Origin of the sequence: Chryseobacterium metallicongregator (genome assembly GCF_031324065.1) — a bacterium.
Lineage (GTDB): Bacteria > Bacteroidota > Bacteroidia > Flavobacteriales > Weeksellaceae > Chryseobacterium > Chryseobacterium metallicongregator.
Genome location: NZ_JAVIXS010000020.1, coordinates 652,563 through 669,958, shown reverse-complemented (window position 1 = coordinate 669,958; position 17,396 = coordinate 652,563). Strand labels below are relative to the sequence as shown.

The window sequence follows — 17,396 nt, the reverse complement described above, 5'->3', positions numbered from 1 at the left end:
TTTAAAAGATTAACAAAAACCCCTGCATTATAAAAAATAATGTTCCTAAGATTCTGTTTTAAAAACGGATATATTGTCTAATAATATGCGTGCGTCTTATAACTATGCGGAAAAGTTAGGAGCTCATTCGCAACTTTGAAAGTCCTGACGTCCTAACAAAGTTGCTGCTTCGCTCTGTGAGACTTTTTTTGTTTGATATTTTTTAGTATAGATTTTTTGTTTTGGAAGATTAGTGATTTTGAATATACAATCATTATTTATTTAGAATATTTACTTTTTAGAGAAGTATTTATTACTAAACTAACTTTTAATTTATTACTGTGGATTTGATTTGCGATATATTTTACGCATGAATTATTAAAGTATTTAATAGTAATAAAAAAGCGACAAGTTCTGTCGTAATGACAATATACTTTTGTATCAGAATTTAAGACATATCTACGATAGATCTGTAAATATTTCATGACTAAAGCTAACGAAAAAACTATAAAAAATATGGGGTTTTCCCCATGTTGTATAATACCAACTAATATTAAATTCGTGCAGAATTTGAACATATATGAAAAAAATCTATTTCGGTGCATTCACTCTATGCACGGTCTTGGGCATATCTGCTCAGGAAGTGGTGTGGCAGAAGGATATAAAATCCTCCACCCAGAATTTTTTAAGCCAGGTTACTACAACCATCGATCAGCAGTATGTGATCACGGGAAGCTCAATTCAGAGCGACAAACTTCAGCAAGCAAATAAGCAAAACAACGGTTATGATTTTCACTTGGTAAAACTAAACCAGCAGGGAGAAGAAGTGTGGGAAAAATATTTTTCCGGGCGGAATCATGATTATTTGTCAGCAACTGTTACTACACAGGATGGTGGAAGTTTGTTAGCAGGTACTTCGTATTCAGGGAAAGGTTTGGATAAGAAAGATGATTCTAAGGGAGGATCTGATATCTGGCTGATCCGGATCAATGAATTCGGTGATGAATTATGGCAGAAAACATTAGGAAGTTCTTCGGACGAAGAAGCAAGAGCAGTTATACAGACAACAGACCTCGGATTCGTGGTTGCCGGAAATATACAGAATGGCTCAAAAGGATATGGTTCCAAAGATGTCTTCATTACCCGGCTGGATAAAGATGGAAAAGAGCTATCCCAAATAATCTTAGGGGGAAAAGGCTTAGATGAAGTAGAGAAGATGATTCCAACGAAAGATGGCGGAGCATTGCTTGGAATTTATTCCAGAAGTTCGCTGGGAGGAACAAAGAAAACTGAAAACTTTGGTGAGGGAGACAACTGGATCGTGAAGCTTGACAAAAACGGAAGGGTAGAATGGGAAAAGAATTTTGGAGGTAAAGGAGATGACCATTTGAGAACCCTGGCATTAACTTCAACTGGCTTTATCATTGGTGGAGAATCCAGGTCAGAAAGATCAGGGAATAAAACGGTTGGATTGGAAGAAGGAACTGACCTTTGGCTGATTTCTTTAAATGAAAGAGGAGAGGATCAGTGGCAGAAATCCTACAACTTCAAAAACAGGGACATACTGATGAGTATGAGCGTTCTTCATTCAGCAGATGATAAGTCTTCAAAAGGAATTTTGTTAGGAGGTTACACTCAGGCAGAAGGAAGAATAGAAACTGATGATGAAACCTTTTGGATGCTCTACTTAGATCAAAATGGCAATGAGCAGTGGAGAAAATATGTCAAAGGAGAATCCAGAAAAAAAGAAGAGAGACTTTCAGATTTAAAACTTAATAGAGATGGTTCTATTGTATTGGCAGGAACCAGTGCAGAAGAATTAGGCAAAGAGAACTGGAAGATTGTGAAATTGGGAGACAAACAGGTTGATCAGCTGATTGAAAAATACGATATCAAAATCTATCCGAACCCTGTATCAGATTATGCTTATGTAGAAATAGGATTCAATGATTTCAAACAGGCTGATATTCTGTTGTATGATATGTCTGGGAGACAGCTTCAGAATCTGAAAACTAAGAACAGAGTTACGAAGATCAATACACAAGCTTTAGTTCAGGGAGCTTACCTGGTGACGATTAAAACTGATACTAATAAAATGGTTAACGCCAAATTAATTAAGAAATAAAAACACAATGAAAAGAAATATTACAAGCTTATTTTTTTACTTGTCTATGGGGGTAGCTCTCGCACAAACTACAGGTAGCAAATCATCAACGCTACCCAACATTATACCTCCATCCGCGGAGTCTTATAAACTGGGAGCATTTGGAAACATCCCTGTAAGCCTTTTTACAGGGAATGCCAATGTAGATATTCCTGTAACATCTTTTGAGGCTGGAAATATTAACATCCCAATCAGGCTCAATTATTTTTCCAATGGAATCAAGGTAGACGACATGAACGGCTCTACCGGATTGGGCTGGAATATTGTTTCAGGTGGTGTTATTACAAGGGTAATAAGAGATCTTCCTGATGAGGACAATCAATCCAATATTAACATTCCAACCAATATTGGAGATTTGGGTGCTAATACAACCGCTGCTATGCAATTTTTCCAGGATGCCTCCTTTGATGATATAGATACGGAGCAGGATTTGTATATGGCCAGCTTTGGGGGAATGCAGATTAAATTTGTTTTTGACAAAAAAGGAATTCCTGTGATTTATTCCCAAAAGGATGTTGTTATTGAGGGGACAAGTGGAGGGAATTCTTTTATCATAACAGTAGATAATGGAATCAAATATTACTTTACAGACAAAGAGACGACTTCCAACCGTACTGCTGGAGCCGGACATTCTCTGATATCAATTTCTACCACAGCGTGGTATCTGACAAAAATTGAAGACATATCCAGCGGAGAAGTTGTATTTTTTGAGAATGTGGATGGCGGATATACTGCGACTATGAGTCAGTCACAAACATTATCCTATACATCACCTAACGAGGGTCCAATGACATCAAGCTGTGGGAATTCCGCATTTATAAGGTACCCTCAGGTAAGTGAACTGATCAACCATAACCAGACTGTGGCTGGAAAACAGATTAAAAGAATATACAGTAACAATCCATCTTATGGAGAAATTATTTTTGATTATCTACAATCGGGAGGTAGCGGTGATTATAAACGATTACAGAAAGTTACCAAAAAGGTTAATGGTAGTATTATTAATGACGTTACTCTCAATTACAACCTTACAGCAAATAACCGTCTGTTTCTTACTTCTGTAGTGGATAGTGTTTTAAACACGACCTATGGATTTCAGTACAACTTACCAGATGGATTTCCTCAAAGACTTGCCTTTAGCAGGGATAGCTGGGGATATTATAATGGTAATACCTCCAATACCAATCTGGTTCCTAATATAGAAAAGGTATCTATGTGGAGTTCATATAATGGGGCATCACAGTCTGTTGTTCCGCAAAATACAGCTATTGGGATACTTCAAAAGATTATTTATCCTACTAAAGGATCAACAGAGTTTTTCTACGAAAACCATACTGCGATAGAAAAAAATGTAATGCTCAGTCCCTCTGAAAGAACTGGAACTCAAATCAAAGCCACCGCTGATGATACTAACGGTCATGTTGAAAATACAGTAGCTTTTACTCCGCTTCGGACAGAAGACATCACTTTGGGAGGAAGTGCACAATTTAACAGTTCATGCGATCCTGCTGAGCAGGTTACGGGGAAACACAGAGCAATTGTTTCATTGTTAAATTCTAATGGTCAGGCTGTCCCATTATATTTTAAAACCCCTACCGGAATTGTTACCAGTGCTGGTAATTCGGTTACTTTTCCTACTAATAATGGAGCAGGCCTTTTTGCCCATGTTCAGAAAGATGAGCCTTTAACCCTTAAGCTTTGGACGCTGTTTGTTTGTACCCGTTCTACTGCATCAGCAAGCTATACCACTAAAGAGGCAGTGTATGGAGACAGGGAAGCTCCTATTGGCGGGTTAAGAATCGCAAAGATTGTAGATACATCTGAAAATGGTGTAGCCAATACAAGAAAGTTTATTTACCGTGATTTGAATGATCAATATACAGAAGCCGTGGTATTAAGAACTCCTGCATTTGAGGAGCAGCTTCTTTATACCAGAACCTGTAGCACAAATAACCCTAACTTACCAAGCGGATCTGTTCCTACAGGTGTAGAAAGATTTCCTTATACAATGGTGACTTCTTCCAATATTAACCAACTCTTTGCTACCCATCCCAATGTATTCTATAAAACGGTACAGGAAATTGTAGAGGGGAAATCCAATATTATCCATAATTATTCTATTAGTTCAGATGATTTTGGTAAAGTACTTCATGGAGATAATATCCGAAACTCAGTTTGGACAAATTTTGGGTGGAAAAATGGACGCGAACTTTTGACTAAATATCTGGATGCCGGAGGTAATCTGATGCGAAGTGTAGAGATGAATTATGAAGAAGATAACAACAGAAAATATCAGGTGGATGGCTTTTCGATCAGAAAAAATTATGATAATCCTGTTACCAAGAATGAGACAAAGCTCTGTACGGCAGAAGATGTGGTAAAAACCATTTCGTATACCTATTGTGCAGCCAATCATTCTCACCGATATAATGCTTTAGATGGTTATAAGAATTGCCAGGGATCAGGGGCGCAAAATACTACTCAATCCTATAATGATGTTTGTTTTGGTAAACCGGTAGGGCCTATTACTTATGAAGATAAATTGGATAACCTGGACATTATGCAATACAAAAACATTTCCCATTTTGAATATCTGAAGTCCCAGAAAACAATAGATTACCTGAACGGAAATGCGATGAAAACAGAAACCCAGTATTTCTATAATAATCCTAAACATACCCAGATAACTTCGGAAAAAACCATATTCCCAGATCTGTCTACAACGGAAAAAACATATCAGTACGCTCATGAGAAAAACAATCAGTTGATGATTGATAAAAATATGGTGGGTATTTCGTTGGAAACGAAAGCACAGCAAACAGTAGATAATATTACCAAAGTAACATCAAGGGAAGAAACTATTTATCCAACGGCGTTGCCTCATACGGTTACCGGAAGTTTAGTGCTTCCGCTGTTTGACTATTCTTATGATACCCTTAACCCGGCTATTTCTTCTAAGGATGTTACTTACGAAAAGTATGATGAAAATGGGAATATTCTCCAGTACAGAGAGAAAGACGGCACCCCCGTAAGTATTGTCTGGGGCTATAACAAAACCAGACCAATTGCAAAAATTGTAGGTGTACTCTATAGCCAGATAGAAGGGATGATCACTACTATCGTGGCGAAATCCAATGAAGATGCAGCGGATCCTACCAAAGAGGCTGAGTTCTTACTGGCTCTTGATGCCTTTCAGCCCGTTGGAATGACGACCAAATATACCTATGATCCTTTGGTGGGGATCACTACGATAACACCCCCATCAGGAAAAAGGGAACTCTATGTCTATGATACAGCAAACCGATTGAAGCAGGTTCTGGTAAGGGAAAGAGACAACGCTGGAACCTACAGTTATAAGGTTGTTAAAGAAATCAAGTATAACTATAAGCAGTAAACACAAATGAAAAAAATACAACTATTAGGTCTGCTGTTTACAGTGATGATGACCTATGCACAAAGTACAACAGAAAACTATATACAATCCAAAACCTGCCTAAGTGGTGATTGCAGTAAGAAGACTGAGACCATTACCTATTTTGACGGATTAGGACGACCAAAACAGATTGTCAGTGTAAAAGCAACAAGCACAGGAAAGGACCTGGTTACCCCGATTACTTATGATGCATTTGGAAGACAGGTTAAAGATATTCTTCCTGTTCCTGCCAATTCGCTCAATTCGGCGATCCATACCGGGATTGTCAACGAAAGTACGGCAAATTCCTATTACGGAGCAGCCAATGCCTATACGGAAAAAGAGATTGAAAATTCTCCCTTAGACAGGGTGAAGCAAGTGGCCCAGCCAGGTGATCCCTGGAAAATGGCGGCCGGACATACCCAAAAGCTTAAATATGAAGTAAATCTGGGAACAGAGGTAAAGAAATTTATCACCAATACAACCACAGGAACAGATAACAAAACTGTTTCTTCTGTATCCATAGTGCCGGGAAGTGAGTTTTATGCCGCGGGAATATTATACAAAAATACGGTAACTGATGAAGATGGAACCCCGGTTATCCAGTTTCAGAACGGACGTGGGGAAACTGTACTGGTACGTAGAACAGATGGAACACAAAACATAGATACCTATTATGTATACAATGAATACGGACAAAAGGCATTTGTGATTCCTGCGTTGGCAGTAAAGAAAATTGAACAGAATAACAATGTTGTAACCACCGATATTCTAAACAGCCTTTGTTACCAATATCGATATGATGGTTTGGATAGACTGGTGGAGAAAAGATTACCCGGAAGAGATGATTGGGAATCTGTGGTGTATGATGCAGCAGACCGTCCGGTACTTTCGCAGGATGTGAACCTGAAAAATAAAGGACAGTGGCTATTGACCAAGTATGATGCCTTTGGCCGTGTGGCCTATACCGGGCTTATTGATGGAGGAACCCGGGCGGATCTGCAAGGACAGATTAACAGTCTTGTTATCAGCGAAACCCCTACTGCTACAGGTTTTACTAAAAATGGTATTGTTGTGTATTACACCAATACTCTTTTTACTAATTTTCAGACACTTCTTTCTGTTAATTATTATGACTCTTATCCAAGGGATACAAAAGAGTTTCCGCCAGCGAAAATCCTCGATCAATATGTAGTGAACGAAGACAAAGCTCTTAACGGAGGTGCCAATACCCAGGGGCTGCCTACAGCATCCTATGTAAAAAACATTGAGGACGATAACTGGACAAAAACGTATTTCTATTATAACACCAAAGGGGAAAAAGTAAGTGAAAAAAGCTGGAATCATTTAGGTGGATATACCAAAAAGGAATTCAAGCTTGACTTCTCTGGTGCTGTGGATGAAAGCTACACTTATCATAAAAAAGGAAACGCGGATATTGAAGTGGTTATCAAAGAAACACTTGTATATGATGACCAGAAAAGACTGTTGAAGCACTATCATAAGGTAAACAGTCTAACAGAAGAACTTCTTGTAGAAAATACCTATAATGACCTCGGGCAGCTTATCAATAAAAAGACAGGTAATACCACGGGTATTCCTTTACAGTCAATAGATCAGACCTACAATATCCGTGGATGGATTACGAAAGTGAATGACCCTGCCAATTTAAACGGAAAGCTATTTGCCTATGAGCTTAAATACCATAATCCTGTTTATTCAGAGGTTTCTACAGGCAAATACAATGGGAATATTGCAGAAATAGACTGGTCAAGTGCTGATAATGGAACATTCAGAAGATATAATTACCAATATGACGGATTAGAAAGGTTGAAAAATGGAATTTATTCTGAACCCAATGCCACAGTTCCAAAGAATAATTATTATAACGAAACCCTGACTTATGATGTCAACGGGAATATTCAAACCCTTAGAAGAAACAGATTTTTGACAGGATTTGGAGCACAACAGATTGATGATCTTACTTACACTTATGCTGGGAACAGGGTTAATACAGTTAGTGATGCTTCAAGTAATTATGCAGGTTATCCGGCTTCAGTATCAACTCCAATTCCTTATGATGGTAACGGAAATATGATTACCCATGAGGATAGGGGGATGCTGCAGATAGATTATAATTTCCTTAGCCTTCCCAACTACATAAAATTTAATAAATTATATAACACTCATGATCTTGAGACTTACAATGTCAATACAAAATATCTGTATAATGCTGCCGGAGCCAAACTGAGAAAAATCTACACATATGGAACAGGAAGAGGACAGTTTGAAACTGTAAGCAAAACTGATTATCTCGATGGATTTCAGTATACTGATGACATTTTAAGCTTTGTTCCCACAGCGGAAGGGTATTATGATTTTATTAAAAATCTGTATATTTACAACTATACAGATCAGGTCGGAAATGTCAGATTAGCGTATTACAAAGATGCTTCCGGCAGCCTGAAAATAGATAGAACCAACCATTACTATCCATTCGGGCTTGAGTTTGGTGGAGATTTTAATATTAATGGTACAGTAACCCCAAGCTATAGATATTCTACTCAGGGACAGGAAAACCAGATTGATACCAAATGGAGTTCTTACAGATGGAGGAATTATGATGCTGGTATGGCGAGGTTCTTTAATGTGGACCCTTTAAGTGAAAAATATGCCTATCAGTCACATTATAATTTCTCGGAAAACAGAGTTGTTGATGGAAGAGAATTAGAGGGATTAGAGTGGCAAAGCACCAAAAGAGAACAGGACCTACCTGGAGACCCGGTAGAGTTTGCAGAATTCATAGGTGGAGGAATTAATAGCATAAGAGCAGCCTTTTCAAACAATGTTGTAAGAACAGCTAATGTAATTACCAACGATGCCGTACGAAATAAATATGTAGTTGATGAAGATGGTGGTTTAACTCTGTTAACTGGTGTTCCTAAAGAATCCTTTAAAGAAAAAGTTGTAAATGGTTCTTTTGATTTAGCCACTTTAGGAATGGCAGCTTTTGGTGGACCTGAAGGAGCATTAACAGCACAAGGAGGTAAGGCTCCGGCTTTAAAAGCAATACAAGAAGCTAAAGCTGCTGCAAAACAATTAACAGGAAAAGCCAAGGCCGCTGCTGAAGGAAGAGTGATTGCTAAACGAGGATCATTTAGGAAAAAAACATTGAAAGATGCTTGGGATAACGCAAAAGATGGCACATTACCAAATACCAAAATGTGTCCGACATGTAAAAAGAATGTTAAGGGAAATCCACACAAAGGAGAAAAAAGAAGTGGTCCTGATGGTTGGGATGCAAGCCACTATCCTTCGTGGGTAAATAGAAATCATGATGGAATGACAAGAAAGGAACAATTAGATAATTATAATACAGGAGTAGAAGTAGAATGTTTCGGTTGTAACCGATCCGCAAAAGATAACGATTCAAGATTTCACAGATGAAAATAGTAAAGCACCTAGAAAAATATATTGGTGAAATATCCAATGCCATAAATATTACAGATAAAAGATATGAAGTTACAATATCATTATATGAGAATATTCCCTTTGAAGAAATAAGAACATATTCAACTTTAGGGCTTAATCGCTACTTTGTTGGTTATTATTTTGAATTTATTCTCGTATGTGAAAATAAGTTTAGTAAAGATGAAATAGCTTCTTTCTTAACGAGTTTTTCTGAATATGTAATTGAACAAAAAATAAATGTTCAGAGAGGCGATGTTATATCATTTGATTTTACGATGACTTCAGAGACTAAAATGAATTCATTATATTTTACTTTGCCTTTTTATTTTGATGAAAATTTACAACAGCTAGATTTGGAGGAAAGATCAGTCATTTTCCCACTGATAATTCCAGTCTATAATGAAGAAGCTCAGTTGATAAGAGAAAAGGGATGGAATAGTTTTGAAGAATTTCTTGAAGAAAATGAAATTGATAATCTTTGGGATTTGAATAGGGAAGTTTATGTATGGTAAGATTTGTAAAAGATTATGTAAGACTATCCCAGTGATCGGATGTGACAACTTATAAAATTTAGGGTATTGTATTATAATACCCTAAATTTTTAATTTCAAAACAGACTGGCCATACCGATCAGGTAGGAAACATCAGACTGGCGTATTACTATGATATCTCAGAAAACTTAAAAACAGAAAGAACCATAATTAGAAAATATGAACAATGAATCAAAAAGAGATTGAAAGTGTTATTGCTTTAGAGCCGAAAGAAAGGTATAAGTACTTTATAAAAAAAGTAGCTGATTCTGAGTTTTTTTATACTCTCATAGATGCTACTGGAGATTACGTAGTGTCAAAAATTGACGAGGAAGAATTATTCCCGTTGTGGAGTTCGCAGGAATATGCAGAACTTTGTAAGGTTAATGGGTGGGAAAATTGTGAAGTCAAAAAGCTAGACTTGGATGATCTGGAAGATGAAATTATTGATTTTATTGCTGATCATGGTTGTTTAATTAATGTCTTTCCAATTTTTGATAGAACAGGATTTGTTGTTGATTTGACAGAATTTTCTAAGGATTTAAGTGATGAGTTGAAGAACTATGGATAATCATAAGTTTAAGTAATATAGGTTTATAAGATTTTAAGGTGGAGCAATACCATAAAGCCACCTTACTAAATACTACAAAAAGATAAGCCACAAATTATGTAGCTTATCTTAAAATAAACAAATTGAAATATGTCAGGATGAAGAAGAGTAACTCTCAATCTAAAAATAACTCAAGATTAGCATATCAAAATGCTATGCTAATCTTCATAATAATAAAAGCGTTTTCGTGAAATTAATATTTATAGTTTTTGCTAGTTTTTTTATCAGTGATAATTCGAAAATAATTGATACAGATTATTCTACTTGTTCAGACTTTAAATCTGGGAAGTTTGAATTATTGAATAAAAAAACAAATAAGAGATACCTTATACAAAGATCTAATGATTTTCAAATAGAAGAAACGTTTGATCTTTCTACAAATAAAAAAATATCGAAGGATAGATACTATAAGATACTATGGAAGAGTAACTGCCAATATATATTACTATTAGATCTTACCAAAAGCCAGCATGACGAAACTGATAAGTATATTAACTCTCATGGTGGTTATCTTTGTACAATCAAAAAGATAGAGGGGAAATGTGCTATTATTGAGACTCAATTTGAAGGAGATGTCTTCGCTTCTGAAATTTGCAAAACCCAATAGAAGATAAATTTAAAAACTTGTTGTTTATTTAGAGCATTATTTTTTAACACCCTAAATTTTAATAAATACACTTTGCAAATTAGCTAGGAAGCATCAGATCGGAGTATTAAATTAAAAGGAAATTATGACAGATAATTCATATTGGATTTTTAAAAACAGTGAACTTGCGAAATCAAAAGTATTAGCCAAAGAGTTAAATATTTCTAAAGCTGATTTTAATAATATCCAGTATTGGTTTGACTTATTATTATTGAAGCATGAAGAAGCAACTAGTAATATTGAAATACAAAGAAAGTTTGAACACGAATTGGAGATGCAATTCAATGACCTAATTTCATCAGGAATTGCTAGAAAAATTTATAAATATATTCTTCCAAAATTATTAAACTACAATAATGTTTTCAATGGAGCTTTTTTAAGACCACTATATGTAGCACGGATTGGTGCATTGCTTAGAGATAATTTGATATCTAAGCTTGTTAAAGATAGGATGATTGTCTATTCGCCAGAAGATTTTTTGCACGTTACGGCTTATCTCCGGGAGAATTATTTTATTTCTCCTAACAGTAATTTTTTGGAGGACATTCTTAAAATAGAAAATGTTCGGGGTATTATTAAGCAAGCTTCAGCAAGTATTAAGTTTGAAACTTTGAAAAACATATTGCACATACTATATCAGAAAACCTTCCACCATGATATTATCGGTTTTAAAAAGATCTTAAAATTAGTTTCAATAACCGATGTAGAGTTAATTGCTTATTTGAAGGAATTTCAAGTAGAGAATAAACAAGGCTGTTATAAGATCCTTAATGATATTATGAATTTGGAGATATCAGAAGATATTTGGAAAGACTTTGAAATTAAAGTTCAGCTGCTTAACTTTTTAGATTCAGCTAGAAGTGCTAATCCTTCTCCTGCCTGGAATAGAAAGCTTCAAGAAGTGTCAGTAATTATAGAAAAGAATAAACTTTTACAGGTCGTGCAAATTATTTTAGGAAATGAGAATTGCAGGACTTATGAGATCGACTATGGTACAGAATGGAGTGATGATGTATCAAAACGATTTTTAAAATCAGCGAAATGGATTGCGGAAGAAACCCCAAAATGAACAATGTATTTTCCTTTTAAGTTGAAAATTAAGGGAAAGAAATTCCTTGAAAATACGTATGTTGCTATGGTTTTTTTATTACTATCCAGGCTTTAAGCAACCTCCCTGGATTTTTTGAAAGGTATGGGAGTATATAAAGTCAACAGTGGTTAATCATCAATGTTGTTGATGAAGATTCATCAGATGTAAGAATGCTGAAGCAAAAGAATGTTGATTGTTGTACTCATGGATATTCAAGATCTGCTTTTGTATGTCAGCATTTAGATCTCGAAACTCCAAAAGGTTTTGAAGAAGCATTTGATACTTATAAGGGAATGGATTTAGAAGAAGAGGAAGACTTACAGGCCTGGTGTAGTGAGTGTGAAAAAATCAGAAATGAATATGATGGATGGGATGAAGAGTCTGAGAAATTCGCGGGAATAACACTTGTTTGTGAGAACTGTTATTTTGAATTGAAAGAATTCAACAACATTAGATCGTAAATTAAAATATAATAATGTAGTGTATAAAATTTTTATTGTTTTTTTATTAATTTCTCAAAATTTATTAAGTCAAGCAATTCAATGGTCAACGGATCGGAAGTTGGATTTTAAAGATTTTGCTCATCCTACACATGAGGAAGATAATAGTACAGGTGCAGAATCATATATTGGAATGGATTATAAAATTGTTTCTAATTCCATATGGACTGGTAAGATCAAAATAAAAATAGATGCGATATTTTACCCTGAAAAATCATGGATAAATAAAAAATATATTACTAATAGTCATATCCTCAATCATGAACAGAAGCATTTTGACATTGCTCATGTATTTGCTGATAAACTTCAAAATGTTATACATAGCCAGATTAAAGGTACAAAAGATTTTAATGATAATTTTCAAAAATTATACGACGCGAATTTTGTTGAATACAGTGCTTTTCAGGCTAGGTATGACTCAGAGACAGAACATGGCGCAAATTTAGAACAGCAAAATAAATATAATGGTATTATTGAGAGAATGGTAAATGATACATTTAATAAAAAAGAAAATAAGAAAAGAAAATAAAAGAATAGAAATACCCCTGGAGATACTTCGAAAAATACAATTTTCAATTGGGTCTGAATTATTCTATATATGAAAGTAAAAAATACCCTTTATTGAGTCTTTTACTCAATGCTCTGTTATCAAGTTCATTTTTTTACTAATATATAAATCCGTATCTAACCGATGCGGATTATTTTATTAAGCCAATGAGTGAAAATCGAAGCCCTATAGGACTTATTATCTAAAAATAATGATTAGGTAAATTATTTTATTGCCGTGAAAACATCTATCAATTTTAAGGCGGTGAAAACAGATTCCGAAGCGCACAATTTCAGAAGAAAAACCTTCGATTATATAAAAAAGGATCTTACAGAAAAAAACGAATATTGGATCAAAGATAAAATTTCAGACAGGTTTAAATCAATAGAAGCATACTGCAAGGAAAAGTCTGGAAGAAAATTACAAAAAAATGCATTGCCAATTCGTGAAGCTGTAGTTGTAATTAAAGAGGATACATCGATGCAGGATCTGCATAGGCTCTCTAAAAGGCTAGAAGAAGAACTAAGAATAAGAATTTTTCAAATTGCCATTCATAAAGATGAAGGACATTATGATAAGGACTCTAAAGAATGGAAGCCCAATTATCATGCTCATTTAGTAGCCGACTGGCAGGATTTAGAAACTGGAAAAACATTGAAGCATCAATCATTTCATTATTCAAAAATGCAGGATATTACGGCTGAATATCTGGAAATGGATAGAGGTGTTTCAGGCTCCAAAGGACGGCTTGAAGCCATAGAATTTAAAATTCAAAAAAGAGAAGAAGAACTTTTGTTGCTAAACAACAAAATAGCTGAAATGAAGGCAGCGCTCAATTCTAAAAGATTTGAAGATCTTATAGTAAAAGAAAATGATTTCTTAGGCTTTCGTAAAATCAAAACAGATAAAACGATTAAAAACTACGAGAGAGTTTTTAAGTCATATAATATAGAACTGCTTAAAAATAAAGAAATTCTTCAATCCAAAACCAAAATAATTACTGAGCTTAAACAAAAGAATATTGAGTTAACTAAAGAAGTATCACTATTAAAAAACAAGCTGTCATTTGTTTTGTCTAACGTTACTGCATACACGAAAGAAAAGGAGATTTATTTCAATTCAGTGAAGGATACAATTATAAAGGCCATACAGTTTGAAAAATTTAAACAGCCAAAATTATTTAATACAACCAAAGAAAAAATAGTAACAATACTTGGCAGTGTTTGTAAAAAAGTTTCTGAAGAAAATAAGATTCCTTTTTCATCACTAGAGGAGATTTTTAAAGATGCTGACAGCAGCTTAGAAATCTTTTCGTTATTGAATTTTGATAATCATGGTTTACAATATAATACCGAAAATATTCCGGTTCAACAAAAAAGAAAAAAGATAAAGAGGTCACAGTAGAACTGGCAAAAATTCATAAAAGAAAACAAAGGTATTGTTTCAGATTTTTAAAAGACAAATTCAGGTCCAAACGATATGCTAAAAAATCTCCACCTTGCAGGTCGTATTTTTCATCATAAACTTGCTTTTTAAAATCTTTCATAATGAATTTTGTGCTTTCTTTTTTTCCTTTTTCTTTTGAAAAATATAATTAATCGTCGGGGAATTAGGGTAAGAACTCAAAAATTTTCAATGGAAAAAACAATTAAACGACTATTAAAATTGGAAATATATTTGTTTTTAGATCCTTTTAGAATATTTAATACAGCATTAATAATTTAGTCAGATAACTCTATTTTGTTCAGTTAAAAAATTATATTTCGTTTCTTCCTTTTTGAGAAAGAAATTTCTTCTGATTGAGTCAAGAGCTAAAGCCTCTTGTTTTATTCAAAACATTATTGTAAAGCGTTTTGTGTTTTTCTCTTATATATTTTCTGTTCAATATTATAAGTAAAAAAAGAACCCACGCCGTTGTATATACTATTCAAGTATTTAGTGAGAGTTCATAACCTCACCCTACGGGTTTACAAGCACCCTCGTCATTTTTTTTAGCTATCCAATGATTAATTCGATACCAACTTTTTCTGCTTTATATTTTATTTTGGTCTGTAATTCATAATAACTCCAGTTGCGAAGTACAAATTCCTGTTCTTTTGCGATACCAATTTTGTCCTCTTGATTTTTAAGAATTAGTGTGCCCGCCTGTTGCTGGATGCAGAAATCGATAAGCTTCCGGCTGTACACATGAAGTCGATGACTTACATATCGGCTCTCCAAATTTTCAGTTTTATACAATGCTTTTTGTTTGCGTTTAGCTCCTTTTCCAGAACGCGCATAGGCAATACTGGATTGAATTCTCTTTTGACTTGCCTGAATGGCAAGCCTGCGATATAAAAACTCTTCTTTTGTGCCAATATTGATTCGTACATTGCCAGTTTTTGCTACTATTGGATGTTCCAGAGACAAGGAAGCCTCAGCGATGATTTCGGGTTTTAAATGATTCTCTTCTTTTTCAAATTCAAATACTGCAAGCCAATAGATTTTCCCGGCTTTCACCTGAATCTGTGATGTGCAAAGCTTTATTTCACCTCTTAAAAGACGTTCCATTATTATGCGCTTATCAGAGAAGTCTCTCCCTAAATACGTTTTAACCGGAATAGCGAACATATTGAAGCAAAATGCTTTCTTTTCAGGATCATATCTCATTTTGCTGATGCATTTAACCGGGAGCGGAATGGGAATATCTCTCTTAAAATTTCTTACAGATTTTACGCCTTGCCAATAATCGGCTTTGTTTTTAGAGAAAGTAGATTGAATCGTATTATTCAGGCTTCCAAGAATATCGGTAGGAATCTCACCTTTGAATCGGTCAAAAACCATACGTGCCGTTGTGTTTGTTTTAGAACGTGTAAATATTCCCATTTGATCTTTGTTTGCATCAGCCAGCTTGTACTGGATTTCTTCGGTGAAATAAAAGAAATCCTTAATCATTTCCTGAACATACAGATGGGAAACAATTAAATTAGCCGCTCGGAAACAGCGATTCTGATAACGGTAGAGCTTTTCCCACACTTCGTTTTTTTCATTGGAAGGAACGTCGATCAGCAGCTGAATTTTTCGGGTAAGTGTAATCGTTGATTTTTCCATTTCAAAGAGCTTTTTCGGAGATGTTTTTATTTTGTAGATATTGATAAGCATATAGAAACTCCCGATGGACCTGCTTTTCAGAAAGTTTAAGTTCCTTGGCAATTACTATGAAAGAAGATTTTTGTTCGACCCTTCTTTTCATAATCTCAAGCTGCTGACTGCTTAATTTATTTGGTTGCTCTTCACTATCGGAAGGTTTTTCCTTTGGTTTTTCAAGAGAACTTCTATTAAGAATTTTCCGAAGATCGTCTATGGCTCTGTTAACCTCATTGCTTATGTCTTTTACGCTGCTTCCCATTGCCTCTGCAATGGATTTGTACTGAAAGCCGTACTCAAGACAAAGTCTGATCAGGCGCTTTCTTTTGGGACTTATTACATTTAAAACCCTATTAACTTCATCAAAATCTTTTTGATCGGACTCCTGACGGATAAGATGCTCTTTATCTTGCATGGGATCATAACCGATAAGATAATCCTGATAATTCTCAAAACGTTCAAGGGAATCAACTAAGCGGGTGAATTTATTTTTTGGAGCATTAAAATATGATATGCAGTCTCTTTTCAAAACAAACCGTAAAAAGCCAAGAATATGATTCGGAGTTTCAATAGAGTCACGGTATAACCAGAGTTTAAGGAAAGTGTCCTGCACAAGTGTCTCCACTACAAAATCATCCTCAAGCATTTGTCTTCCGAGCCACAATAGAAGTCTTTTGTAGCGTAAATATATATGATCTAAGGAAGTCGGGTTACCTTTTTTCAGCAGTTCATATAGCTGATGATCATTCAACATCCGGGGTAATGGTAATGAATCTGTTGGTTTCATAAGCAGTGTATTTAACTAAAAATCTGAGGATAAATCTATGGTCTTTTGAGTATCGTTAACAACTTCCAAGAGATTAACGCATATTGATGAAAATAGAGCATCTTCGGACTTTATTTTTTTCTGAGCGCTCAAGCTGACAATCATGAGCGTGAAAACTAGGGAAAATCAAAATTTATTTATTGGATTTATCCAATTTTTGTCAGGTCTTCAAACTTAGTTGCTTTCTCTGCTATTTTGGGTAGAGAAAGCAGTTTTCCCCCTAAGCTTTTAGGCATCTTGATTGATATGAATAATGTTTTACCTAAAAAACGGCTCTATACCTCTATTCTTTTGCCTTTATAGAAACAGAATTTGGTAGTTATGAGACAAAAAGACTACTTTTAAGGTGCGAGTTTAAAAGAAGTCCAAATTTAGTGGCAATGTATTTTGTAAATTCATGTTGAAACCTACCTCACTTTAATATTAGGTATAGAGCTGATGGCCTTTATGAAAATAGAAGATTAACCTGCTGGTGGTTCCTTAATTTGAATGTTG

Annotated in this window: 12 protein-coding genes; 10 read left to right on the top strand and 2 right to left on the bottom strand. The window is 34.9% G+C overall.

Annotated elements, in window-relative coordinates; genetic code table 11:
* Window positions 1–559 precede the first annotated feature (559 nt).
* From REB14_RS20950 to REB14_RS20905, 10 genes are all read left to right on the top strand, one after another.
* Window positions 560–2,104: a T9SS type A sorting domain-containing protein gene (locus REB14_RS20950; protein ID WP_309523200.1), complete on the top strand. Its 1,545-nt coding sequence runs from the start codon at window positions 560–562 to the stop codon at window positions 2,102–2,104.
* A 7-nt stretch (window positions 2,105–2,111) separates the two neighbouring features.
* Entirely contained in the window at window positions 2,112–5,537 is a 3,426-nt protein-coding gene (locus REB14_RS20945; protein ID WP_309523199.1) for a hypothetical protein, read from the top strand.
* A 6-nt stretch (window positions 5,538–5,543) separates the two neighbouring features.
* Window positions 5,544–9,002, top strand: a complete 3,459-nt coding sequence (locus REB14_RS20940; RefSeq protein ID WP_309523198.1) for a DUF6443 domain-containing protein — start codon at window positions 5,544–5,546, stop codon at window positions 9,000–9,002.
* Window positions 8,999–9,538: a suppressor of fused domain protein gene (locus REB14_RS20935; RefSeq protein ID WP_309523197.1), complete on the top strand. Its 540-nt coding sequence runs from the start codon at window positions 8,999–9,001 to the stop codon at window positions 9,536–9,538. Before REB14_RS20940 ends, REB14_RS20935 begins: the two co-directional genes overlap by 4 nt.
* Before the next feature lie 205 nt (window positions 9,539–9,743).
* A complete protein-coding gene (locus tag REB14_RS20930; protein WP_309523196.1) occupies window positions 9,744–10,127 on the top strand; it encodes a DUF2750 domain-containing protein in 384 nt (127 codons plus the stop codon).
* 226 nt (window positions 10,128–10,353) lie between these two features.
* A complete protein-coding gene (locus REB14_RS20925) occupies window positions 10,354–10,773 on the top strand; it encodes a hypothetical protein (RefSeq protein ID WP_309523195.1) in 420 nt (139 codons plus the stop codon).
* A gap of 124 nt (window positions 10,774–10,897) precedes the next feature.
* A complete protein-coding gene (locus REB14_RS20920; RefSeq protein WP_309523194.1) occupies window positions 10,898–11,881 on the top strand; it encodes a hypothetical protein in 984 nt (327 codons plus the stop codon).
* Between the two features lie 191 nt (window positions 11,882–12,072).
* Window positions 12,073–12,363 carry a hypothetical protein gene (locus REB14_RS20915; protein WP_309523193.1) on the top strand — a complete coding sequence of 97 codons (291 nt, stop codon included), beginning with the start codon at window positions 12,073–12,075 and terminating at the stop codon, window positions 12,361–12,363.
* A 19-nt stretch (window positions 12,364–12,382) separates the two neighbouring features.
* Window positions 12,383–12,931, top strand: coding sequence for a DUF922 domain-containing protein (locus REB14_RS20910; RefSeq protein WP_309523192.1), 549 nt, complete (start codon window positions 12,383–12,385; stop codon window positions 12,929–12,931).
* Between the two features lie 453 nt (window positions 12,932–13,384).
* A complete protein-coding gene (locus REB14_RS20905; protein ID WP_309523191.1) occupies window positions 13,385–14,353 on the top strand; it encodes a hypothetical protein in 969 nt (322 codons plus the stop codon).
* Window positions 14,354–14,944: 591 nt separating this feature from the next.
* On the opposite strand, the gene REB14_RS20900 is transcribed toward REB14_RS20905, so the two are convergent.
* Together REB14_RS20900 and REB14_RS20895 are read right to left on the bottom strand one after the other, a co-directional pair.
* A complete protein-coding gene (locus REB14_RS20900; protein WP_309523190.1) occupies window positions 14,945–16,039 on the bottom strand; it encodes a transposase in 1,095 nt (364 codons plus the stop codon).
* A 1-nt stretch (window position 16,040) separates the two neighbouring features.
* The gene (locus REB14_RS20895; protein WP_309523189.1) at window positions 16,041–16,862 is read right to left on the bottom strand and encodes an RNA polymerase sigma factor; all 822 of its coding nucleotides are present in this window, start codon (window positions 16,860–16,862) and stop codon (window positions 16,041–16,043) included.
* Window positions 16,863–17,396: the final 534 nt, after the last annotated feature.

Bases quoted from the DNA above. Each gene is read 5' to 3' on its own strand.
- REB14_RS20950 (WP_309523200.1), top strand. From the start codon at position 560: ATGAAAAAAATCTATTTCGGTGCATTCACTCTATGCACGGTCTTGGGC.
- REB14_RS20945 (WP_309523199.1), top strand. From the start codon at position 2,112: ATGAAAAGAAATATTACAAGCTTATTTTTTTACTTGTCTATGGGGGTA.
- REB14_RS20940 (WP_309523198.1), top strand. From the start codon at position 5,544: ATGAAAAAAATACAACTATTAGGTCTGCTGTTTACAGTGATGATGACC.
- REB14_RS20935 (WP_309523197.1), top strand. From the start codon at position 8,999: ATGAAAATAGTAAAGCACCTAGAAAAATATATTGGTGAAATATCCAAT.
- REB14_RS20930 (WP_309523196.1), top strand. From the start codon at position 9,744: ATGAATCAAAAAGAGATTGAAAGTGTTATTGCTTTAGAGCCGAAAGAA.
- REB14_RS20920 (WP_309523194.1), top strand. From the start codon at position 10,898: ATGACAGATAATTCATATTGGATTTTTAAAAACAGTGAACTTGCGAAA.
- REB14_RS20915 (WP_309523193.1), top strand. From the start codon at position 12,073: ATGCTGAAGCAAAAGAATGTTGATTGTTGTACTCATGGATATTCAAGA.
- REB14_RS20900 (WP_309523190.1), bottom strand. From the start codon at position 16,039: ATGGAAAAATCAACGATTACACTTACCCGAAAAATTCAGCTGCTGATC.
- REB14_RS20895 (WP_309523189.1), bottom strand. From the start codon at position 16,862: ATGAAACCAACAGATTCATTACCATTACCCCGGATGTTGAATGATCAT.